Genomic DNA, 25,249 nt, shown 5'->3' with positions numbered 1-25,249 from the left:
ATCACAAATCTCCAAAGGACCAGCCTTGCCAATTACACATCCCTGCAGCCAAGCACCTATCGTAACCATTTAAATTAGACCTAAGGTGAGCAATAGAATTGTCTCCCACTTCAACTCCAGATCTATGAGCGATTTCATGTCCTACAGTTATATAGCCACTCTCTAATGGTGAGAAATATCCACTCACCTCTTTTCCATCGGGCAAAAATCGTCTTCCCGTAAAACCCATAACACTTGATCGGTAAAGAACGATTGTAGAACTTACTGTAAGACCAAAAACTTTTGTTGTAGTGGTAACTCCACTGACCCAGCCCCTCGATACCGCTCCTTTAGGAAGTTCCTCTGCGAGCCATGCTTGGAACTCTGCTGCATCGGTAAAGTCTTTTGATGTGACAGTGCCATCAGAATTTTTTTGCTCCCCTTTGTAATAATCTTTCCATTCTATACCTTTCTCGCCCTCTGACACCTTTTTAAATCGCTCATATCTCTCGGCAGCCGTACCTTCAGTTGAGAAATCAATCTTGCCCACATTTGAAACGTTACTAAATTCAACTGAACCCACCAACTCGTAGAAAGCAGCAGTAGCAGCCCCATTGGCAAATTTGCCACCTGTAACCTCAGAAACAGTTCCACCAACAACAGCTTTTACAACCGTTCGTAAAGCTACTCCTGTAGGGCCTGATCCTCCAACACCATCAACTTTCCCGGAAACGCTCCGATTCACACCGGCGGAAACAAACCCATGCCCAAATTTTCCACCTCTTAGCACACTGGTAATACCACCAGCTATACCATAAGCAGAGAATTCAGCAACGCCTGCAAACGAGCCCAGCCCACCAAAGTCCATTTGCCCTACCGCTCCATAAGCAGCAGCACTTATGCCCCCAATCAAAGCCCCCTCTAGAACATTCCCTCCATTCGCGGCAGCACTTGCTGCACCAGAAGCGGCTCCAAGGGCGACCATCTCCCAACCAAATTCTGCGCAAGGGCTGCCACAGATCCATGCACCAACTACAGCAACAATGACTCCCACCCAGTCTCTAAGCCTGAAGTAACCACTGGGATCGGTGGAATTCAGTGGGTTATTCCATATATACGCATAGCGATTATGAGACTGGCTGTAATCCGGCGACTGTACATAGGGGTCCGCCTGAAGGAAGCGGGCCAGGCGGGGATCGTAGATGCGCCCGTTCATATGGACCAGTCCAACCTGATCCAACATCTCGTGGCCGGTATAGCCGCGGCTGGTTAAACTGGATGAGAAGCCTGTAAGTTCATCACCCAATAAAGCACTCCAGTCTACAGCGTTGCGCCTTTGACCCCAGGCATCAAAGCTAAAGACCTGTTGATTTCCATTGCTGTCTTTGGCTATTTCCCCACTAATTTCGGTTATGACATCTAATGAGCCCAAGTGATCCGTATGCATATAACGGCTCTTGCGCTGCCCAGCAGAAATAATCACCAAGGCTCCACCAGGTAAATACCGCTTCACTTCGGTATTACCATCAGTCGTGACTTTTTCCACATTCCCAATATAACGAGTTTCAGTTACCTGACCATCAGTAGCCGTATCTCTGCGAAGAAAACGCTTGCGCTCTGGACCATAAAGGAATTCGGTTTTATGGCCATCTTTAGTAATTTCAGTAGGCTTATCGAAAGTGCTATACAGCAATGAGCGGCCGCTGGAATCAGAGGTCATATTGCCATTGTCATCGTATTGGTAGCTGACACCATCACTGGTTTCACACACCGCATGAGGGCCCGCGCCGTTACTGCACTGCTCAGAATATTTATAAGTGCCAACATCTGATTTGAAGGTAATATTACCCAAATCATCGTAGTGCACATCTTGAGCATCGCGTCCTTGGATTTGCGATCGCTCTAGTCGATTCAAACCATCGTAACTGAAGCTTTCATGAAGATCCTTGTCACCACTGCGATCTTCCCGGTACTCCAGGTTACCCGCATCATCCCATTGGTAACTTAGCTCCTGAATATTCCCAAGCCCGAGTACATGGGCGACTTTACCAGTAAGACGACCAGTGGCGGGGTCAATGAATTTTTGGGTTGTTATCCCATTCCCGTTCAAATATTCAGTGACATTACCCCGAGCATCCATGCGAATAACAGTATAAAACTGTTCCGCAGTGGCAAGGTTGAGTTGTTCGGCATCGATAACTTGCTCTAAATAACCATACTCATTGTACTTATGCTGGATCGCACTGCTCTCCCAGCTGCCATCACCACCCGCATCAAACACCTGGAACACGCGGCCGTATTGGTCGTAATTACTTCTTTCGTAATGATCATCACCATCAGCAAAACTGGTGATCGTCTCTTGTGGGCGGCCTAAAGTATCGTAACCATGCAAGCGGATATAACCACTATCCAAGGCTACCACTTCACGCAGGGCCCCCGCAGGTGTGCCATAAATATCCGAGGATACCTCGTTGTTATAACCCCACTGCGTAGTCTCAACAATTACACCAGAGCTATCTTTATCCGTACGCTCCTTTAAGCGGCCAAGGCGGTCATAACGATTAATTACTACTTGGCCATTGGCATCAGTCTGTTCGAACAGCTCGCCATAAGCTGTGTACTTGTAACCCCATTCCCCCTTGTCAGGATCGGACATCTTTGTTTTACGTCCCAGCAGGTCATACTCCATACCTGTCACAATGTTGCGACTGCCATCGCCACGATTAAATACGAATCGGAGGTTACCCTGGGCATCGTATTGGAACTCCTGCACATTGCCCAAATTATCCTGGACTCGTACCTGATCACCCAACGCATTTTTTGTTGACCGGTGAACCTGGCCTTTAGCATTTATAGATGAGCTCGTATAACCATCATACTCCACAGCAACATCGTAGCCAGTGCCATTAACCCCTGAAACTCCGGGTAAGTCGGTTCCGACGATACGCCCAATCAAGTCGTAATATTGTGTAGTCCAGTAACGAGAACGCCCCTGGGAATAAGGCTGGCTTTGATGCTTCACCCGCCCCAGCTGGTCATACTGAATATCGACAATGTTCCACCCTCCATCAAAAGCGCGCCCGGCGGTACGAATTTTCCGCGCCAGCATATCGAAGCAAGTAACAGATTCACCACCGCCGCCGACGCGTTCGGTAACTTGGTAAACAGCAGCTGCTGGGCACTGAGCACCGGCATGGCCCAGCATTACTATTTTGTGTGAGCCTGTAGCACTATATTCTAGTAATTGCTGGCCAAACCTATCGTAACGGAATGATGTAGGCACACCCGAAATGTTCTCAACCAGAGTCGGCTGACCATATTCATTACGCTCCAATACTAGGGATGTGGTTTGCCCATAAACATTTTCTTCCCTATCTACGAAGCGCCCACTGACATCGTAAATCCAGTGCTGGAAACGGCTCTCTTCATTCGCCGCTGACTGCTGCGCGAATATTTTGTTACCGAACTGGTCATAATCATAGAGAGTAGTGATTCGCAAGATATCGGAGAGCGGCTCGATGATTTCCTCTCTTAAGAGACCTGCTTTAAACCCATTTTCATAGTAACTAAATTCACTATATCGAACCGCAGAATCACTCTCACCCCCCTCAATACGATTATGAGTGACTCTGGCAGAGACAAGACGTCCTAGTTCCTCATACTCATTCAATTGGTGATCAGGGTTAACGAAGTTGACTCGCCGACCAGAACCATAATCATTTTCGGTGTCGGTAATGTAGTTATCACCATTAGCGGCCTCGGTATTTACCGTAAGCCTGGTGGCATTACCATGCATGTCCTGCTCCGTATGGGTGGTAACAGTTTTGAGATGTTCCCCCTGAGCTTGACCGTTCGCTCTTAAGGCGTAACTGGATTCGATAGTTTGGGAAATATAAGGTTTTAACGAGCCTAAAGAGATAGTTCCTTCGCTTCTAGCAGTCCCAGGCCAAGAATCCTCCATACCCAGAATATCCCAGGTATTATCCGCTTCACTTAGTAGAGCGCCATCACCAGTACGCTGCTCTGTACGTAGAGGCATACCGATGAAGGGAAAGTCCTGCCTATAGGTGGTGGTCGTGGTTACGCCGGTTTGTTCATCTAAAGTCTGGATAGACTCAAACCCCAGATGGCCCCTTCCGCCCGCTTGTAGAAGAGCATTTCCGTAGAAATAGCGAATTCCACTCGTTGCAAGATTGTCAACCGTACCGGGTTGGTGACCCGCAGCGGGAGTCGAACTTTCAATGCGAGTCACCAGGAATTGGTTACCCAATAACGGCATAACGACATTGGTTTTCCCAAGGGTTAAAGAGTGTTGCCAATCAGAATTAAGGGCTTGATAGAACTCGCTGCTACTAGCAACCTTATTAGTTAAACACCAGTCCTCTACATTACTGTCAGAATTTGAAACTCGAGAACAATAACCAGAAAGGGCTACACCGATTCCCAGCTGGGCGTAGTGGCCAGAGGTATTTGTTGCACTGTAGGTAATATAAGTTTCAGCCCCAAGACCATTAGTTATCTTAGAAATAACATTAGGGGCAACCTGGCGCTCCTCAGCATGATAGATATAGAGGTAATCATCATGGAATTCGAGATAATCTGTCCTCCCATCCCCATTCATATCTAGGAATATATCCTTACCACCAACCCGGGAACTATTCACACGCTTGAAAGTTTCAGGCTCAGAGAAGTTATTGGTACGGCTTTGCCAGCGACGGAAAACTAACTTTTCACTAGCGCCATCTTCCTCTCGCCAAAGCACATCAAGGTCACCATCACCTTCGTAATCAAACCAGCTGAACGATAATTTTTTATTTAATGTACCGAGGTTAACCTCCGAATTGAAACCATCGCCAGTATTTATTCGATATTTATAGTTTTCTCCATTTCGTGTAATTAAGTCTAGCAAGCCATCACTATTAACATCGACCACCTGTAGCGACTGCTTAAGGCTCCCATGTCTTTCAAGTGCTGTGGTTTCATATTCTTTATTTTCTTTATCTGGCCAGGACGCCTGCACGAAATCCAACAATTTACCATCAATAAACAGGTTATCCCCATCAATGGATGCATAGTAAACCCGAGTATGTTGATTGGACAAAATGAGGGTTTCATCTCTACCTGAAGAAAAGTCGAAATTAGTTAAATCAACTTCCCAAGTCTGCTTAGTATCAACAAAAACAAGGTCTACCCGACCATCATTATTGAAATCTCCTACTGCACCTGGATCCAGATACAACTCTGTACTTTCGTATTTACTGTCAAGTTCACCCCAAGACGGTAGTCCACTAATCGTCCAGCTCCTTTTATTACCATACTTATAGTAATTGGCTGAGGAAGTAGATTTGGAGCTATCGGGCTCGAGTAACTGATATCCAGTGGCAGATACCGCATCGGCAAGTCCATCGCCATTGATATCTATGAAGCGCGCATCCTCTTCATAAACAGGCAAGTCGATAGGCGGAATACTGGATGAAGGAAGGTTCCAAACTCCAGCCGAACTCGGTTGAGACTGGTGAACTACCCAGTGGCCACGCTCTCTCACATAGATAGCCAAATCGGAGCGCCCGTCCGCATTATAGTCAATCATGCTCCACTGATAAGGCGTATCAACATCCTCTTGGTACTTATAGGCTAATCTTTCTCTTGTAAATGAATTACCAGAAGCTAGTACATACTTGAAATATTGATCATGGATCCTTCCATCGGGATCCCAATCTGGTTCCAGCCAAATTATATCCAGTAAACCATCTCCATTGATATCCGCCGGTCGGGGAGAAATGGCTGCGCGATCTAATTGTTTGCTCAGCTGCAGCGTGTCTGAGTACTGAGGATTATGCATAATGGAAGGCAGATGCCATTCGAAGGCTGTATCCGGCCTACAAATATTGCCTGCACATTCCCGTATATACTCAATTCGACTCAGGTGATCATAACCACTGTCTAGATAATCAATCTCATACCGACGCAAGGCATCACTTTCGCTACCAAATATTTCAATGCCGGTCATTCGCTTTTTAACTGATAGCAGGGAGCCAGCAAAATAGCCGTTGATCACGTCCATACGATCATCATAAGTAAAAGAGACTCGGGCCTCAGCTACTGCTCCCGCTCCATAGGCATAGCGTATCTCCCGTATACGATGACCACCATCATTTGCATAAATATAATTTATACCATTACCCGCACTATCTTCCGTACGGCTAATTGCCCAAGTTGAAGTACCTTTTCCAGAAATAGTTTGTTGTGATTTATTGCCGTCACCGAAATAACTTATCGATCCGTCTTTGCTTTCAACCGTAAAGTAGCTGGGGTGGCCTGCTGTCCCTCCTTTAGCGGTAACTAAAACATAGGTATCTATTTCAGTTCGGTACTGTGATCCAGGTTTTCCATAACTTCCCTCAACCAATACCAGGCGGCGCCCATTCAAGCAAAATCGATCATCTTTGCTCCACGAAACCGCTGCACCCTTACCATCCTGGTCCAGGGTTTTATTACACCGGCTAATAGAAGAAAGCCCTGATAAGCTCCACCCCTGCCCTAAAAGCCCATTGCCTGATCGACTGGAGTAGCTTAGAGCAAGCTCTGGCGCGACACCGGCAGTGCCCACAGGAACACTTAGGGGAATAGAATAAGTCGCAGCGCCTGTCTCATTGACCCTGAAGTTACCAGATAATGCACCTATTGATTCTGATGTCTTTATCTCGCTTGCAGATAATTGAGGAATTCCTGCCGGGATCGGTGGTTGATCAACGATTCCATTGTAACAACCAGCATCACATGGACTCAGATTACCTGCAAATGCTTCGCCATTAGTAATTCCATCGCCATCTGGGTCATCGGAGCTATCGTAATCCGTACTCCCAAGAAAGAGTATTTCCCACCAGTCAGGGAGCCCGTCCGAGTCGCAATCGCGAGTATATTCATCTCCTTCGTCACAGGTTGTTACTGCCCAGCTGTAATCCTGTTCATAAAGGTAATCAAAGCTATAGTTTAAAAGGGTATTGGTGGCATAACTAAATTCAAGAGACTGCGTTAATAGCACCGCTATTTGCTCACGAGAATAGCCACCAGATAACATATCCAACAGCATCGCACGGCTATACGTTACCCCACCCCAGGTTATCTGCGGAGCTCCCTGACCGGGAAAAATTCTTTCATATAGAGTGTCTATAAATTTAGTGTTACTTAATGCTGGAGCATAAATACTACGACCCGTATCCGAATTAAGAAAAGCTTTGGCAATGTCGACTTGCGTATAGTCGCCACTCAATAGCTGATAAGTCCAGAAAGTTAGTACCTTTCTATTCATTGCTAGTGGTGGCTGTAAAAGACCTCGATAAAGTCGTGCAACGGTAAGAAATTCAGGCAATTGGGCGATATTTGGATTCCAATTGCCGATCTCTTCCCATATCAAAGAGTCATCAACACTATCCCAGACCAGCTTTCCAGGCCCCTGGTTACTGCGAGGAATTGCAAATACTTGATTACTGTCTACCGTGGTGAAGTACAGAGTATCATTGCCGGCAAGGACTGGCGTTTCCGCAATGCCGCCATCCGCAGGGAACGTCCATTTTATACTCCCATTAGGTGCATTCACGGCATAGAGCACACCATCCATAGAACCAAAGTAAAGCACGCGGCTGTCATCAATCACAACAGAGGAGACGATCTCTCCCCCCGTTTCTAAGCGCCACTTTTGAATAGCCCAAGGAGTTACCGCATAGAGACTGTGGTCTAAAGATCCAACATAAATCGTTCCATCCGTTCCATCAATCCGTGGGCTCGCTTTAATAATTCCTCCAGTAGTAAAAGGCCACTCTGGAAGAACGGAGCCGTCCTCAGTGTTCAAGGCATATAGCTTTTCATCCGCACCGACATATAAGGTGCCATCCGGGGAAAGGGTTGGGGCCGACTGACTCTCGCCAATAATCTCTGTAGCTTTATCTCCATAAACAGTTATACCCCCTTTGGCACTATTAGGGTTAACAGCAGTTACTCGGACACCAAGCTCGAACAGGCCTTTATAAAGCTCCATCTCAGGAACTATTGCAAGCTCAAACTCTGTAGAGGATTGCCAGTTGAGATCTTTAGCAGAAATAGACAAGTCAAATAGCTTGGAATGTATCGCGCTCAACAGGATCGAGCCCTCCGGGTCCAGCCCGTTAACAGAAAGTGAGATACATTGACCGTCGCATGAGACAGCTGCCGCTGAAAAATAGGGTGGAACTACTGTTAATGTGACTATTTCCCCTGGTTCGCTACACCCTATGACATTACATGCCATAACTTGATAGCTATAAACTCCTGGGCTCTTACGCTCTACAGAAAAACTGTTGGAAAGGCTATTGGAGGAAAGCACAGTCCATTTTCCAGAGGTCTCTAGCCCTCCTGATTTTTCCTGTAATACATAATAAGTAGGCCTTGCGCCCCCTTCCTGTTGGTTAAACGCGTCCCATCGTAACTGGTAGTTACTTGTGAAGAGAGCTTCATTTCCCGCAGGGACAGCTACAAGTTTTGGGGGGGATTTAGGACTTTCTTTAACTACTTCTATTGATATTTCTGGGCTAGGTTGAGAGCTACAACCAGCCCTATTGCAAGCATATACTCGATACTTATAAGTGCCCGCACCTTGATTGGGTATGTATTGCCCAGTAATTTTATTGTTCGCTAAAGGAATTGACTTAAATACGCTGTCAACTCCTACTTTTAATTGTTCAAGAACATAATATTCACCAGCATCGCTCCAATTGACGGTATAAGACCCTGTAGTGTTTTCTGGAACTGGATCGGTATATCCATCAATATTTAAACTGCTAGGAGGAGCTGGTGGGTCTAGTGCTTTTACACTAGCGGTTACTGGATTGGAAGTCTTAGACAACCCCTCATTATCCGTAACAACTATCGATAGTAAATGATTCCCATCTGGCACATCATTCCAATTAGCCGTATAAGGTGAAGTTCTATCAATACCTAAACTGGATCCGCCGACAAAAAACTCAACTGATGCCACACTTCCATCATTGTCAGAGGCAGTTGCAGTTAACACAACGTTATCATATTGAGTAATAGAGGATGGCAGACTATTTAGCCAGCCAACAGGCTGTTCATTATCTAGAATTGTAATTTTTACTGTATTCGTATCGTCTATCGTATTTTTCAGCCCAAGGGTGTCTTTAGCTACAGCCCAAATATAGATATTTTCTCCTAAAATAGAGTTTGCAGGCCAATTAATACGGTAACAGCCATTACAATCACCATTATCAGAGGTACTATATCCTAACGAAGCTGGTTTGCTACCGGAGCTGCTCGCACTACGAAAAAACTCTACCTGGTTAATACCGTTATAGTCTGATGCAGTGGCGTAAATGGTTTTTATATCACCTGGCCGGTAGGTCTTGCCGTGAGTTGGAGCCTGTAATTTAACTGTCGGCTTTTCATTGGTTCTTACTTTAACAGCCCGAGGATCACTCCACTCATTACTACATTGATTGAGTTCATTACACCCCTTAACTTTATAGTAGTAAGTAGTTGAAGCTGGCTTTTTGGGGGGAGTATAGCTGTAAGTGTTTTTGTTTACTGTGATATATTTTGGGTCGGAAGTAACATTACCTCGTTTATAGTACTCCCGTATTTTATAAGTATTAACATCCCCAGAAGGTTTAGCCCATTTAATAGTGAAAACACCATCGGCAGCCTCTTTTTCACCAGTAGCTGAGGTAATTCTTACTTTGCCTGGTCTTTCCGGAATATCAACGGTTACGGCTTCAACGGGAGTTGTCCAATAGTCTACCGGATCTGCTCCTATACCTGGACCAGTCGCCATTCTGAACTTAAATTTATAAGTTTTATTAACATTCCGGGTTATGGTGGCAGACAAAATGGTCTGTTTACCCGCTCTACCAAAGGTGTTCGGGTTACAGTCAATTTCTGGAAGAAATCCTTCCAAACCAGTAAAAAAAGAGAAATTCTCCGGTATCCGACTCCAGGTGCTTCCTCCGTCCGTACTTTGGTAGATCATGCAAGGAGTAGAAATTATTTTTCCATCATCTCGCAAACTTGGCCAAGTGAATGAACCAGAGGAGTAACCATTGGATTCTGTTACAACTTTAAGTTTAATTTTCCCATCTTTGCTTATGGAGTTCGGAGTGACACTAAAAGTCACATCTATATTTTCAAAATAATCACGGTAGTCATTTGAAAACCACTGAATCGCCCAAACTTTAGTTGAACAAGAAAGAAATAATAAAGCGAGAAATATAGAGCTAACTATTGATCTAACTTTACAGAGTAATCCCCAAAAAGACATAACAAACCGTTCCATATGCAAGACGACTGGCAGACTACATTGCACTATCGTTCATTATAAATAATTCACTACGCCCACCATCCATTACGTTGAAGACAGTGGTTAAAGCCATTACTCGACTTTCTTATTCCTCTTTACCAATATCACTTTTCCAAAGTAAAGTGCCATTAGTCTGAGATTGCTCACTATTTGAAGGGCTCTGGCCGGATAACGACTGAGAACTACGCATCATTAACAGGGGCGATGGCAGCAAACTCAGTGCATATACATTATGGGAGTTACTGTGCACATAGAGGGTCGCACCATCCCGACTCAAGGCAGGTGTTGCACTTACAGTCTCACCTTCGGGCAGCTGGTAACTCCACTGCTCTTGACCATCTACAGTATCAAATCCGTATACCGAGCCATCATATGTCGCAGCATATACAATTGTGCCTGTGGAATTAAGAACCGGCCCTCCAATAACTGCTGACTCAGTCTTTGATGTCCACCTGGTGGTTTTATCCCCATCAAGGGCTGCTACAGTTCCCCCAGTTGAATTGCTGGTGCCTATAAATATGGTACTTCCTTGTATAGCGCCCTTATTCATCACCACACCGACATCTTTCAGCGTCCAATCAAGATCACCTTTAGGTGAGAAACGATAATAATTATTATCAAAGGCTCCCAAAAAAACAGCTCCACTTTCTGAAACAGTGAGTGAAGCACTAATCGCTTCAGCTACTTGATCAAGAGGGGATTCTCCCCACTGGTTTTGTGGCGTAAATGCACCTACTTTAACTTGAACATTTGCACTTGACTTACCTCCGGGTCCCGTAGCCACTACGGTATAGGTAGTCGAGAAGTTTGGCGACACCCTCGCATTACCCTCATCAGGTAGTCGGGAAAAAGAAAAGTCATCAGCATTGTTAGTAAGGCTAACTGATGTGGCACCGGATGTTATCCAGCTCAACCCCACACTATCACCAGCACGAGAGATTTTTTCAGGCAATGCCGTAAATGCACTAATTTTAACGGCCGGATAACTTTTTCCGCTAAATGGATTACTACCAGCTGCTATCTCATCAATGTCACTGATACCATCAAAATCAGAATCAATTTGAGATGGAGCACACCCTAAACTATTCGCGGTTTCATCTAGGGAAGTTGAAGAACAGAAATCTTCGAAATTAGCGACTCCATCTTCATCGCTATCCAGCGCCACTGAGATAACACTTCGAGCAAGCTGTGTATCAGACTTAAAAAGGACAGCCTCTATATCTGTCCATTCATGTCCTATCGGCTTTATTAAATCGCACTTGCCAACCTTTGTATCAGGATCGAAGCTACAAGACTCTGTACTTCCGTTACCAATGCTGACTGTTAATTTTGCACCAGTTAAATCTAGACTTGAGTTAGCTCTCAGCCGCAAAGAGGGCTTATCGGTTACAACCAGAGCTTTATGGGCTGGGGATTCGAAAAACAAACCATCTTCGATAGCATTTTCTAGTGGTTTAGGTTCTTCTACGGGCTCAAAAGGAGAGTCAAGTAGCATATTAATCGCAGGTAAAATAAGTAGAAATTCATCTACATTTGAAATTCCATCGCCATCGCTATCCAACTGCACGGGGCTACAACCATCGACATCTACGGCCTCAGTATCAATAGTGTTCTTACATTTATCTAAATGATCTGCAATACCATCACGGTCTTCATCTACGGCAACAGATATTGCTGCTTTGGAAACCAGGCCTCCATCACTATACAAACTCACATCAATAGCCTGCCAGCCATCGTCAAGACTTACTGCAAGTGAACAAAGCCCTATATTTTCATTCAAATCGATCAGACATAAGTTCTCTACTCCACTCCCCTGGCTTATTTTAAGCTCAAGATTTGTTAGATTTTGAACGTTAGCAAGTGAAACTTCGACACCAGGAAACCTATCTGAAACTAGCGTATCATTACCTGGAGCATTTATTGATACAGATGCAGTTGTGGCTGCAACAACAGGACAGGTAGAAAACACAATGAAGAAAGAGAAGAAAATAGAAACTACTTTAGCTTCCATTTTATGAAGAGGCTCAGCGAGCGATCCAACCATTTTTTCATCCTTGATGATGGCCAGATTTTTCGCGAATCGAAAGATTACACTTTTAGCATCCCGACCAAAAACTGCAACAACCAACTACAGAAAAAACCACTTTCTTATTCGTGAGCATTTTCACAGAATTTTTTTTCATCTTCAAGAAAAAAACGACTTACTGACAAACCTGGTACAAAATAGACAACTGCCAGAAATAAGTATTGCCACCAGGCAACACAAAAGGTGCCGATGACAAATATCGCCGAGCTACTTCTTACTTTATTTATGAAATGTAACCGCAACTATCATAGGCCTATCATTTTCACAGCCATCACCATACACTATTAGATTCAGTTTTTGCCCAGCAATATATGAGCTAAGCAGCATAGACTGTGACATTTCAGATGCATTTGGGGATAGGACATATTGATCAGTAATAGCACACCCTGCGGGATTACTTATCTCCAACTCATCCGTTTTAATAAAAACCCCACCGCCATTCCAGCTTTGTAATTTAGTAATAGATATACTTCCTGTACTTGAATGAGCCAAAATACTCACTGGCGCTAAAAAACACAAAATAGCCAATACTTTTTTAAACATTATATATCCCTTTTGCAGCCCTATGAATTCGATTCCTTATCAGAATATTATTCAACCTTAAACCTTTTTATTTCAAAAAATAACTATAAATCTCTGCAGCTCAAGCAAATTACATTGTTGCACCAAGAAAAACTGGCGTATTGATTCCTACCCCTACTTCATTTTGCCTTACTACCAGAAGATAAACTACATGAGTCTGTTCATCCATTTCACCTTTAAGACCGGCTTTACATCACACTCCAGTCCATGCGTGCATTGTTCCTACACTAACTTAACCTAAAGCAAGGCATATAAATTAAAAACTTTATATGTTATATTAACTTCAACTATTAAGGGCAATCAGTTACTTTCTATAATTTATACAATTGCCCACACCTAAGACCTGAAAATTTATGTGCTCGCCCTGAACAATATCATCGCAAAATATAGTTACTTCATAACCCCTAACCAGGGGGAGGCAATAATTTATCTATTTCTCTCTGTTAACATTCAGCATTTCTAAATCTGTTATTTGACATCGTTCACTTCAGCTAAGCCAGCAGAAGCTCTTAGGTGCCTCTCTCTTGGTCGAGAAAGTAACCGTTTCTACCTGCGAAGCCCCCTTACCAACTACACTTATTCCCCGAACTCAAGCTACCCATGAAAGTTAGCTTTAAATTGCTTTAACTTACTTTCACAGTCAATATTAAATTCATTCTTTATCTCATCAATTATTTCTCTAGAGCTCTTTAATGTATCCTTCAAAAAAGGATCCAATCCCCCCTTCTGAAACCTAACTTTTAAATCATCCTTAATTTCATGAACCCTTCTGTCTGACATGCAGAGAAACCGATTTTCCCTAGGAGAGACTTCCATATCATTTACAATCGACATCGAAAGTGTACCCACCCCTATTAAGTAGTTAACAAGTATAGAGTCTGTTTCTATTTGGTCGGCAGTTAGCTTGTAATAATCGTACACCAGGTCCAAATTTCTCATGTACCCTTGATACAACACGTCATCATCATTAACTTCTAATGAACATCCAGCAGATAAAACCGAAAGCAAAACGATTACAATAAACTTAACACTTTTCATAACTCAATCAGCCGACTTAAAATGGAACTAACTTCTGGGGTTATCTGCATCTCAATTGAGAGCCCACAAATCTCACGCAGACTACTGAAAGCTGGCAAACTTAGACGGTAATTGGAAGACCTTATAACGATCAACGGCAGCCTATAAAACCATGATTCAAATTACACCATCCTAAGCAGTAGTCACAGTCATCTCATCTTTCAATATCTAGCCAGGACTTTAAAAGTCCAACGCTTTCCTGGGGCGATCATTTAAGCATTCAACAACGCCTTTAACTTCTTGTTCAAGCACAAGCTTGTAGTCATAGTTTTTCGAAAAAAATGACACAACAAGCCTCTCTTAGTTTCGTTTAGACCTATACTCTAAGACGCATACGAATGCTTAAAATGGATCTCAGCATCCAGAGCTTCACTAACCCTCTCATGCTGGGAAATTTATTTACCATTATACTCAGTGATGGTAAGCACTAAACGCTCATAAAATTCAAGTAGCGTAATCGTAAACTGAATAACTAGCCCTGCCGTCTTGTATTCAACTTACTGAGAGTGTGTGTGGGCCTGCTCTTACAATCTACGATTGTGACCATCGTATCACGATGGCTTTTTCCTAAAACAATATCAATTTCGCAGTCGCCGATAAGTGATTTATCATCGACGACCTATGGTAGCTGTTCGATAATCATCACGCTCTTAATGTGCTCCCGATAGAGCTTTCCCCTCGCTGGGGGCTATCGATACACCATAAGTTCCTGTATACCATTCTGCTTATCAATCTAGACTGTACGTAAATGGCTTTATGGCTGACTAACAGGCTTTCTTTTTGTCCCACCTAACATAAGATTACTCTGTGGTCAATTTTTGTTTCAGCTTACTATTTTTTAGTTCAATGGTATTGGGTACACTTGTCTACGACGCTCTTCGATCATTCATTGTATTTGTTTATAGCAGTAGATGTTGCCTTCCCAATTGCGAGTCAGCTCTTTACCAACCGCAGGCTGACCGACTCCAATTCCCTATCGATTGCCCTCTACCTCTTATCATTTTCCTTACAGCTCGAATCTGGCGTCGTTACTCATAAGATGTACCATCTCCATCACTATCTAGCTGGATAGAGGAACAGCCATCCAAATCAACTTCATCTGTTTCTGCGGTACCACCACATTTATCAAGATGGTCAGGAACCCCACCCTCATCTAGATTCACAGCGATAGAGACATTCGCTTACGCAACAAGAGAATCACCATCATAGAGAAGAGCCGAGATTGACTGCCAACCGTTATCTTAACTCACCGATAGAGAGCAATAAGCAAAAATACTAGTTTTTCCCAAGGTACAGGCATTCTGAGGTGAAGGGCTGCTTCCTACAATGAGGGACAGATCATTTAAACCTGCCACCCCTTCAAGCTTTAACCTAAACTCTGGAAATCGACTAGATACACATGTGCCATCACTCGGTGAGTCGAAAGTAAGACTAGTATTAGTTTCGGTAAATGCAGAAGCTATCAATATAAAGAGAGAGATAGCTAGGAAAGCTTGGGGAAAATTCCCTGAAGAATCGAAGGGACTTAGAATACGGCACAACCATTGTTAAACCCTTGGCATGGCTGAACCTCCAATTTCGGAGCGGAACTCATCCAATTCCTATCCATTAGCCATGAATTACAGCAAAATAGGGATTCATGTTCTTTGCAAACTTACCATACACTATACATTCATTCAGGTCACTGGTATTTTAATCCGAATAAAAGCTTCAACCAGCTGTTAAACTTCTCTCTAGAAAACTAAAAATTTAGAGGTCATTTAAAACAGTAGTACAAGTTAATTGTAATTCCCGAAATACCAAAAAAAATATCTTCGCACACCAATCCTTTCAAGCTGAAAAACCCTGACAAGCTTGCATTGAAAATCGAAATAACACCTTAAAGACACTTACGAGCCCAAATTTTAAAAAAGGAAATCAATATTCATGCGCAAACAAATAAACTATCAACCTTGTAAATAAAACAATAAACCCACCTCCATACAAAGCAAGTAAAAACTTCAGGAAACTTTTCTATGCTATACAAAATAACTTTTAGCCTTATGTTCATCCTTTGCGCTACGAGTGCAAATGCCGCAATTAACTGTACCGAGCAAGTTACACGATTGATAACCCATAAAAATGGAGGTGTATACTTTCAAACAAATAAGACCTGCTCCCAAAATTGGTGCAAAGTTGATTTCCCTGACGAAATCCAAGTAACTCGGGCCTACTCAACTTTGCTTACAGCTAAAATAGCCCAAAAGAATATAAATTTTGTTTGGAGTAATTTGGGATCTTGTGAAGAATACAACGAGATCCATGTATCACCAGAATTTTTCAGTATATGATTTTTCGCTGCATCTCTAAAGTCTGGCTAGGAGCTTTCATAACACGCTCTTGGGATCGGCTAACATTAGCTCCAACGATTAGCAACTGAATATGTTTACGAGCTGGCAGTTCGGGTTGGTATACATATAATCTGGGGAAAATGATAAAAAAAGGGTGCATGAAAGCACCCTTAACAAATCAACTTATTCCCCCGACTTAACCCACTTTCTCTCCATGAGCCTGCTTATCGGCATGGTAGGAAGAGCGCACCAAGGGACCACAGGCCGCGTGCTTAAAGCCGATTTGCTCGGCGTAGCGGCGATACTCTTCAAACTCATCCGGGTGGACGTAGCGCTGCACCGGCAAGTGTTCTTTACTCGGTTGCAGATACTGGCCGATCGTAAGCATATCGATATCATGCTCGCGCATATCGTCCATTACCTGGAAAATTTCCTCTTTCTCCTCACCCAGGCCAACCATCAACCCGGACTTGGTCAGTACGTCAGGGCGACGCTTTTTGTATTCCTGCAGCAGCTTTAAAGACCACTTGTAATTGGCACCGGGACGAGACTCTTTATACAGGCGTGGCACAGTTTCCAAATTGTGGTTAAACACATCCGGAGCTTCTTTCTCCAGAATGTCCAGCGCTACATCCATACGGCCGCGGAAATCCGGAGTGAGAATTTCCACTTGCAGGTTCGGGGATTGCGCTCTCGATTCACGAATACAATTGGCAAAATGCTCGGCGCCACCATCGCGCAAGTCATCCCGGTCAACAGAGGTGATTACCACATAGCGCAAACTCATTGCAGCAATGGCATCCGCCAGGTTCTTAGGCTCTTCCGGGTCCAGTGGATTGGGCTTACCGTGGCCTACGTCGCAGAAAGGACAGCGACGGGTACAGATTTCACCCATGATCATAAATGTCGCGGTACCGCCACTAAAGCACTCTCCCAAATTAGGGCAGCTCGCCTCTTCACAAACCGTTGACAGTTTTTGTGAGCGGAGAATATTTTTGATGCGATCCACTTCTTTTGAAGCGGGAACCTTTACGCGAATCCAGTCAGGCTTACGCAGCAGGTTATCGCTGGCAATTACCTTCACCGGGATACGCTCTACCTTATCGCCATCGCGAAGTTTCTCCCCCTGCTGGAGGCGGCGAGTGCGCTTAACGGGCACCAGGTCGGGTTTATCAGCCATTACTTAATTCCTGCTGTTCTGCGCTCAGCTGCGCAAATACTTTTTCATCAATGGGTTGCCACTGGGCGTCGGGCAACTGAAGAGTGTGGAGTAGCTCGCGTACAAAAATCTCGGCGACCTGGCTCCAACTCGGGGTTGGTTCCAATATTTCTGCCATCTGCACCATCTGCATCCCCGCATAGCCACAGGGGTTGATCCGCAGGAATGGAGCCAGATCCATATCGATATTGATGGCGATACCGTGGAAACTGCACCCCCGCCGAACTCGCAATCCGATAGAGGCAATTTTACTCCCCGCACGTGGGCCTTCAGTGAGGTAGACCCCAGGCGCATCGGCCCTGGGTGCCGCTGCAACACCAAAGGTTTCCAGCATTGCCACCGTGGCAGTTTCTAGGGCAGTGACCAGATCACGCACGCCGATTTTTGCTCTGCGCAGGTCCAGCAATGGGTACACCACCAACTGGCCGGGGCCGTGATAAGTCACCTGTCCCCCACGATCCACCTGAACCACGGGTATATCACCGGTATTCAGCAGGTGCTCGGCTTTGCCTGCCTGCCCCTGGGTGAAAACCGGCTCGTGCTCTACACACCAGATCTCGTCGGCAGTTTCGCCATCGCGACTATCGGTATAGCGCGACATAGCCTGCCAGACACTCTTGTAATCTCGCCGCGCAAGATCGCGAACAATGGTCATCAGAGCACCATATGCACAGCGGGGTGCTGTTTCAGTTCTTCAAATAATGCTTTGAGCTGCTCCTCACCAGTGGCGAGGATAAAGAAAGTCATTGAGGTGAATTTACCAGTACTACTGTCACGCAAGGTAACGCGCTCTTCATCCAGGCCGGGGGCATGGCGACGCATCACATCCAGTACAAATTCGTGCGCCTCATCATTGGCATCACGCACGACCTTGACCATGTAGTCTTCGCAGGGAAATTCAATTTTCGGGGCTTTTTGATTGGGATCTTGACTCATACCACTCTCCGGGGCCGGGCTGTTAGATATTGAGAAAAGCTTAGGCACAGCCGGGCGGCGATTATACAGCGGCTAAACAGCAGTGGACAGTGAGCAAAAGGGGAAGTGGACAGAGAGTGGGGAGGGATGGACAGGGATGGGAATCATTCCCATCCCTAAATCAGCAATTAGCTAAAAAAGCCCATTACAAAGCGCTTGATGGAGTCCCACATGCGCTTGAAGAAACCGGCACGCTCCACATCTTCGGCAGCAACGGCTTTAACATCGGCGACAGTCTCACCATCCAGGGTCACAACAACTTTACCTACTGGCTGGCCCTTTTGCACAGGCGCTTCCAGCTCGCCATCCACAATCAGGTCGGCCTTAATGCCTTCCTCACCGCCTCGGGGGATGGTAACGAATACATCTTTAGCTACGGCAATACCCACGCTGGGCTCTTTACCACCCCAGACACGCTCCGTCTGCAACTCTTCACCCTGACCATAGACCTTGTGGGTTTGGTAGTAGCGGAAGCCGTAGGCGAGCAGTTTTTGGGTTTCAGAGGCGCGCTTCTCATCACTGTCGGTGCCGACAACAATAGCAACCAGGCGCATGCCGCGCTTCATTGCAGAAGCTACCAGGCAGTACCCTGCTTCTTCCGTATGGCCGGTCTTAATTCCATCTACAGAGGAATCGCGCCACAGCAAACGGTTGCGGTTGGGCTGGTTAATGCCGGAGTAGCTGAAATACTTCTCGGAATAAATATCGTAATGCTCTGGGTGGTCCATTATCAGCGCGCGCGCCAGTACACCCAGGTCATGGGCAGTCGTTACATGCCCCTCTGCAGGCCAGCCAGTGGCGTTGACGAAGTTAGTATCTTCCATTCCCAGCAGCTCTGCCTGCTGGTTCATAACTTCGGCAAAGACCTCCTCACTACCGGAGACGTGTTCTGCCAGGGCGATACTCGCATCGTTACCGGATTGAATAATCACACCGCGCATCAAGTCGATAACCGGCACCTGGTCACCCACTTTAACAAACATCTTGGAGCCACCCTTGCGCCAGGCCTTTTCAGAGATACGAACCATATCGTTTTCTTTGATGCTTCCCTTAAGGATCTCCTCAGAAACGATATAGGCCGTCATCATCTTGGTTAGGCTTGCCGGCGGTACCGGAGTATCCGCCTCGTGCTCAACCAGGACCTGACCGGTATTGGCATCTAAGAGCAGGTAAGACTTTGCCGCCAATTGAGGCGGTGCAGGGATAAGAGATTGCGCCTGGGCCAGGCCCGCACATAACAACAGGAAAGAACAGGCGATAATCCGTGTGATCATAGGTATATGTCTCGTCATTCCTCGTTTTCGTTGGCTTAACCTGCAACGAAATCTACAAGGTTAATCAGCGGCACTAGAGCTTGTCACCAAACGCCGCCTATCATTACAAAATTACAAAATACAAGAAAAAACGCGTCAATGCGCACTATTTTGTGAACGGGTATTCAAATGACTGCCACCGATAGCATCAGTCACAATCATTTAAGGCAGATATCACCCTTCCCTATTGATACCCAAAAGCCCACAACACTATTCGTAAACTACTTGTGGCTGTCCAAATTGCTTTTGCTCAACAGTTTCCCGCGCTGTTGCCAAAGCTCTCTGCTGGGTGAGTGGGCCAATTCGAACTCGATAATAAGTCTTGCCGCCACTCTGAACAGAACTAACAGCAACAGGATAGTCAATGGCCGCTGCCAATTGGGTGCGAATTTCCTGGGCCTGCGCGGAACTGCTATAAGCACCAACTTGCAGATAGGTATTGTCGGGCAACTTGATAGTTGTATCTTCCGCCAAACCAGCGGTGCCATCACTATTGGCCAGCACTTCATTGGCCGCCGGCAACGCGGCCGGATCCAGAGCCTCTACCTCAACCCGAGCAATGCCTTTATCAATGTATCCGAGCTTTTGCGCAGCAGTATAACTGAGGTCGATGATGCGCCCGTGCACAAAGGGCCCCCGATCGTTTACCCGCACGATAATACTGCGGCCATTGTCGAGATTGGTGACCTTGGCATAGCTGGGCAGTGGTAGCGTTTTATGGGCAGCAGACATGGCATACATATTGTAGACCTCGCCATTTGCAGTGCGTCGGCCGTGGAATTTTGTTCCATACCAGGAAGCCTGCCCCACCTCTTTATAACCCTTGACGTCATTGCGTACACGATACGTGACACCGTTGACCTTATAGGGGGATTTATTGCCGGCGTCGCCGATCGGCTCGCGGACAGGGATCGGCTCAGGGGCTGCTTGCATATTTACCGGAGCAGCAGGGCCACTATCCTTGATGCTATTAAAGTCCGGCTGCTTGGTATTTTCGGTTTTCTGTGGTTTTGGCTGCGGGCCACTACAGGCCGCTAATATCAGGACCGCCAGGGCCACTCCCCAACGCGCTTTGCACTGAAACATAATCCCCCCGGCGCGCGACAACTTATTGCTGCCGTCTCCAAGCCGCTATTATCTGGAACTGCTAAATAAAATAGAAAAATATGAACACTAAAAACCCAAATGGTTCCCTCCATTTGGGTTAAATTTAGCTGCGGGACTGAAGCCGCCTTAAGACTTGCCGCCTCTCGCTTTAACGATCTCTTGGGCCAGGTCATTGACGGCCATAGCGTAAAGACGACTGCGGTTATAGCGGGTGATAGTCGCGAAATTATTCAAACCGAGCCAATACTGTTTTCCCTGCTCAGTTTGCAGGGAGAATACGTTGGCCGGCATTTCCGGAGCCACCTGGCTAGTAGCGTTAAAGCCTTTGTCCGCCAATTCTCCAACGGTCCACTGCGGCTGCAGAGTATCGTTGACGATTGTCATATCCGCATTCGGGCGGGGGCTGGCCAGTACCGCAACCGGTTCACCGGGCTTCCATCCATGTTTAACGAAATAGTTAGCCACACTGCCGATCGCATCGGTAGGGTTGTTCCATATATCCGCCTTGCCATCGTCGCTGAAGTCCACCGCATAAGAGCGGTAGCTTGAAGGCATGAATTGACCGTAGCCCATAGCCCCAGCATAAGAGCCCTTGAGGGCCAGGGGGTCCATATCCTGCTCACGAGTCAGCAGAAGGTAGTTTTCTAACTCTTTGGTAAAAAACGCAGAGCGACGGGGGTAGTTAAATGCCAGCGTGGAAAGTGCATCCAGAACCCGGTAGCCGCCCATATTACCGCCGTATCGGGTTTCGATACCGATAATGGCAACAATCATCTCTGCCGGTACACCGTATTTCTTTTCAGCCTCAGCCAGGGCCTCGGCATTTTGATCCCAAAAGTCTACCCCACCGGCAATGCTCTGCGGGGTGAGAAACATTTTGCGATATTCGTGCCAGGGCTTGGCTTTCTCGGCTGGCCGTTTGATCGCCTTTAGGATGGAGTCTTTGCGCTTGGCCTCACGCATCAAAGTCTGCATTTCTTCGCGATTAAAATCGTGCTCTTCCACCATATAATCAACGAATTCTTGCGCTTGTTTATTATTTCCGTGACCCGGTTCCTGCGCACAGGCGGCGAGGGCCAGTCCCATCCCGATTAATAATCCCGAGGTCCACTTCAAAACGACCGCTCCTGTCTTCATCTCGCGTCTCTAAATCCGGTTATTGTCCCTATGCAGTGTTCCTCAAAAGTGAACTCTGCGCCGCTCAGTGCCAACAGCCATCAACAAGCCAAATCCGGCCATCAATGTAATCAAGGATGTCCCGCCGTAACTAATCACTGGCAAAGGCACCCCCACCACCGGCAACAATCCTGTAACCATACCAATGTTTACAAATACATAGACAAAAAAAGTGAGGGTAATACTCCCCGCCAACAGTCGGCCAAATACGTGCTGGGCCATAAAGCTGATGTAAATGCCACGGGCGATAATCAGTACATATAGCAAAAGCAGCAACAGGGCGCCGCGCATGCCCCACTCCTCCGACAGTACCGCAATAATAAAATCGGTATGGCTCTCCGGCAGGAAATCGAGCTGTGACTGGGTTCCCTGCAGGTAGCCTTTGCCGTAAACACCACCGGAGCCGATAGCTGCTTTCGAGTTAAATATATTCCAACCAGCACCAAAACGGTCATCATCTGGGTTGAGCAGGGTCAAAATTCGCTGCCGCTGGTAGTCGTGGAGCCCCCAGTGCCAAATTGGATAGGCAGCAACCAATAGCGCCATTGCCGCCGCACTGATCATCTTCCAACTCAACCCCGCTAGATACAGGGCAAAAAGACCGGACGCCGCAATCAGGATCGAGGTCCCCAAATCCGGTTGCCGTACGATAAGAGCTGCGGGAATCGCCACAATTGCCAAAGCTCCAATCACCGTGGTCAGTGATGGCGGCAAGCGGCGTTGATGCAGGTAAGCTGCCACTGCCATGGGGACACCGAGCTTCATCACTTCCGATGGCTGGAAGCGAAATCCGCCTATCTCCAACCAGCGCTGCGCCCCCATCGCCTTGGTGCCAAAAAGCAATACCCCAACCAATAGCGCACAACCGGCCAAATAGGCCCAGGGGGACCAGCGCCGATAAAAATCCAGGGGGATTTGCGCAACGATAAACATGCCCACAAAGGCCACGCACATAAAAATTGACTGGCGCCGCACATAGTTCATATCACCGCCAGAAGCGCTGTACAGCACTCCAAGTCCTACGGCGGCCAACACCAACAACAGCACCAGTAGCGGTATATCAATATGCAGGCGGCGTGAGAGACTGGCCGGTTTGCGCAGACTGCCGTGGGCATCTGACAAACGGTGGGAGAAATCGCGACTAGCCATTGCCAGCCCCCTCGCTCAAATAAGTGGTATCCGCCGTCTTCTGCGGTTCCAACTGCGGGCGTGACATCCACTCCGCAAATAGCTCTCTTGCCACCGGAGCAGCAACCTTGCCCCCGCCCTCACCATTTTCGACCAGCACCGAAACGGCGATACGGGGGTTATCCACAGGCGCGAAAGCCACAAACAGGGCGTGGTCTCGGTGGCGCTCTTGCAGGGCCTCTGAGTCATAGCGCTCCCCCTGAGCAATACCGACCACCTGAGCAGTACCGGACTTACCCGCCACGCGGAAGTCCAGATCTTTACCTGCCCGTTTCCCGGTACCGGTACGGTGGTTGACTACAGCCTCCATTCCCTCGAATACCAAATCCCAGTGATCAGGGCGGGCCTCGAGGTTGTGCAGTATCTCGGGAGGTTGTTCCACCCCGTTGATCGACTTGACCATCTGCGGGCGGTAGTGGGTACCGCGATTGGCAATCGTGGCAGTCATTACTGCAAGCTGCAGTGGCGTCGCCAACACAAACCCCTGCCCCAGCACCGCATTCAAACTGTCACCGGGGAACCAGGGCATTCCGCGGGCGCCGCGCTTCCAGTCTCGGGAAGGAAATAGTCCAGAGCGCTCCATGGGCAGATCAATCCCTGTCTTGCTGCCCAAGCCAAAATGAGAGGCGATGCTGTGCATATCATCGATATCCCAGCGGTGCGCCATATCCCAAAAGTAGACGTCACAGCTCTGCGCCATGGCCTGTATCAGATCCACTTTCTCACCGTGCCCCCAGCGCACGTGGTCGCGGTAGATGCGCGGATCGTTGGGCAGCTTGTAAAAGCCGGGGTCCTTGACTGTACTCTCTCGAGTAATAATGCCCGCCTGGAGTCCACCCAGCCCCATCAACGGCTTTAAAGTGGAACCCGGTGGATACTGACCCTGCACCGCCCGATTAAACAGGGGCACATCGAGGGAATCGCTGAGGGCGCGATAGTCGGCAAAGCTGATGCCGGTCACAAACAAATTGGGGTCGAAGGACGGCTTGCTGACAAACGCCAACACGCCACCGCTATTTACATCGATCGCAACTACTGCACCGCGGCGATCTCCCAGGGCATCAGAGGCGACTTGTTGCAGCTGAGCATCCAGGTTGAGCACCAGATCCGAGCCCGGTTTGGGGTCCTGGCGCTCCAGTACTCGTAAAACCCGGCCACGAGCATTAATTTCAACATTTTCATAACCGACCTCACCGAGCAGGAGGTCCTCGTAGGAGCGTTCCAACCCGACCTTACCGATACTGCGGGTACCGCGATAGCGGCGCACATCATCCTCGGTAAAGTTACTCAGGTCCCGGTCACTGATTCGCCCCACATAGCCCACACTGTGGGCAAATAAATCCCCGAGGGAGTAGTAGCGCACCAACTCCGCCTCCACTGACACCCCTGGCATACGGAATTGATTAACACTGATCCGTGCGATTTCATCTTCGTTCAATCGAAACCGGAGAGGCACTGGCTCATAGGGGCGCCGGCGCTTGAGGCGTTTTTGGAACTTGGTGACATCATTTTCATCGAGTCGCACCAGGTTACCGATCAGCTCTAAAGTGGCATCCATATCGCGCACGCGCTCGCGAACAATCGACAAGTTATAACTGGCGCGGTTATCGGCTAGCAAAATGCCATTGCGGTCATAGATCAATCCACGGGTTGGCGCGACCGGGCGCACCTGGATACGGTTCTCATCAGATTGAGTGCGGTAGTCTTCGTAATTAACCACCTGGAGGTTGTAGAAACGCGCTACGAGAACACCCAGTAAAAAGATAACCCCCACAAGCGCCACCAACATACGATTGCGAAACAATCGCTGCTCGGTATGGGGGTCCTTGAGATGGTAATCGTGCGGCATCAGAATTTATTCGATGGTTT

13 protein-coding genes are annotated in these 25,249 nt (G+C 47.0%); all 13 read right to left on the bottom strand.

What is annotated here, in order from left to right; genetic code table 11:
- Nucleotide 1 precedes the first annotated feature (1 nt).
- The 13 genes from ACJJI6_RS21300 to mrdA all read right to left on the bottom strand — a co-directional run bounded on the left by ACJJI6_RS21300 (nucleotide 2) and on the right by mrdA (nucleotide 25,229).
- Nucleotides 2-9,805: an Ig-like domain-containing protein gene (locus tag ACJJI6_RS21300; RefSeq protein WP_475711995.1), complete on the bottom strand. Its 9,804-nt coding sequence runs from the start codon at nucleotides 9,803-9,805 to the stop codon at nucleotides 2-4.
- Nucleotides 9,806-10,412: 607 nt separating this feature from the next.
- On the bottom strand, nucleotides 10,413-12,455 hold the full coding sequence (locus ACJJI6_RS21295; RefSeq protein WP_475711994.1) for a BamB-related PQQ repeat family beta-propellar protein: 2,043 nt from the start codon (nucleotides 12,453-12,455) through the stop codon (nucleotides 10,413-10,415).
- Between the two features lie 177 nt (nucleotides 12,456-12,632).
- On the bottom strand, nucleotides 12,633-12,956 hold the full coding sequence (locus ACJJI6_RS21290; RefSeq protein ID WP_475711993.1) for a hypothetical protein: 324 nt from the start codon (nucleotides 12,954-12,956) through the stop codon (nucleotides 12,633-12,635).
- 633 nt (nucleotides 12,957-13,589) lie between these two features.
- Nucleotides 13,590-14,033, bottom strand: coding sequence for a hypothetical protein (locus ACJJI6_RS21285; protein ID WP_475711992.1), 444 nt, complete (start codon nucleotides 14,031-14,033; stop codon nucleotides 13,590-13,592).
- 1,067 nt (nucleotides 14,034-15,100) lie between these two features.
- The gene (locus tag ACJJI6_RS21280; RefSeq protein WP_475711991.1) at nucleotides 15,101-15,235 is read right to left on the bottom strand and encodes a hypothetical protein; all 135 of its coding nucleotides are present in this window, start codon (nucleotides 15,233-15,235) and stop codon (nucleotides 15,101-15,103) included.
- Nucleotides 15,236-16,598: 1,363 nt separating this feature from the next.
- On the bottom strand, nucleotides 16,599-17,582 hold the full coding sequence (lipA, locus tag ACJJI6_RS21275) for a lipoyl synthase (protein WP_282931475.1): 984 nt from the start codon (nucleotides 17,580-17,582) through the stop codon (nucleotides 16,599-16,601).
- Nucleotides 17,575-18,276 carry a lipoyl(octanoyl) transferase LipB gene (gene lipB, locus ACJJI6_RS21270; protein ID WP_444915656.1) on the bottom strand — a complete coding sequence of 234 codons (702 nt, stop codon included), beginning with the start codon at nucleotides 18,274-18,276 and terminating at the stop codon, nucleotides 17,575-17,577. The genes lipA and lipB overlap by 8 nt, the downstream gene beginning before the upstream one ends.
- A complete protein-coding gene (locus ACJJI6_RS21265) occupies nucleotides 18,276-18,557 on the bottom strand; it encodes an HP0495 family protein (RefSeq protein ID WP_282931473.1) in 282 nt (93 codons plus the stop codon). Before ACJJI6_RS21265 ends, lipB begins: the two co-directional genes overlap by 1 nt.
- Nucleotides 18,558-18,724: 167 nt before the next feature.
- On the bottom strand, nucleotides 18,725-19,870 hold the full coding sequence (locus tag ACJJI6_RS21260) for a D-alanyl-D-alanine carboxypeptidase family protein (RefSeq protein ID WP_282931472.1): 1,146 nt from the start codon (nucleotides 19,868-19,870) through the stop codon (nucleotides 18,725-18,727).
- Nucleotides 19,871-20,119: 249 nt separating this feature from the next.
- Entirely contained in the window at nucleotides 20,120-20,995 is an 876-nt protein-coding gene (locus ACJJI6_RS21255) for a septal ring lytic transglycosylase RlpA family protein (protein WP_282931471.1), read from the bottom strand.
- 147 nt (nucleotides 20,996-21,142) lie between these two features.
- Nucleotides 21,143-22,153: a lytic murein transglycosylase B gene (gene mltB, locus ACJJI6_RS21250; protein WP_413663142.1), complete on the bottom strand. Its 1,011-nt coding sequence runs from the start codon at nucleotides 22,151-22,153 to the stop codon at nucleotides 21,143-21,145.
- 42 nt (nucleotides 22,154-22,195) lie between these two features.
- Nucleotides 22,196-23,341, bottom strand: coding sequence for a rod shape-determining protein RodA (gene rodA / locus ACJJI6_RS21245; RefSeq protein ID WP_475711990.1), 1,146 nt, complete (start codon nucleotides 23,339-23,341; stop codon nucleotides 22,196-22,198).
- Nucleotides 23,334-25,229 carry a penicillin-binding protein 2 gene (gene mrdA, locus ACJJI6_RS21240; protein WP_445361212.1) on the bottom strand — a complete coding sequence of 632 codons (1,896 nt, stop codon included), beginning with the start codon at nucleotides 25,227-25,229 and terminating at the stop codon, nucleotides 23,334-23,336. The genes rodA and mrdA overlap by 8 nt, the downstream gene beginning before the upstream one ends.
- Between the last annotated feature and the right edge of the window lie 20 nt (nucleotides 25,230-25,249).

This window comes from Microbulbifer maximicatervae (SeqCode) (genome assembly GCF_056232625.1).
This window is presented reverse-complemented; position numbering and strand designations above follow the sequence as displayed.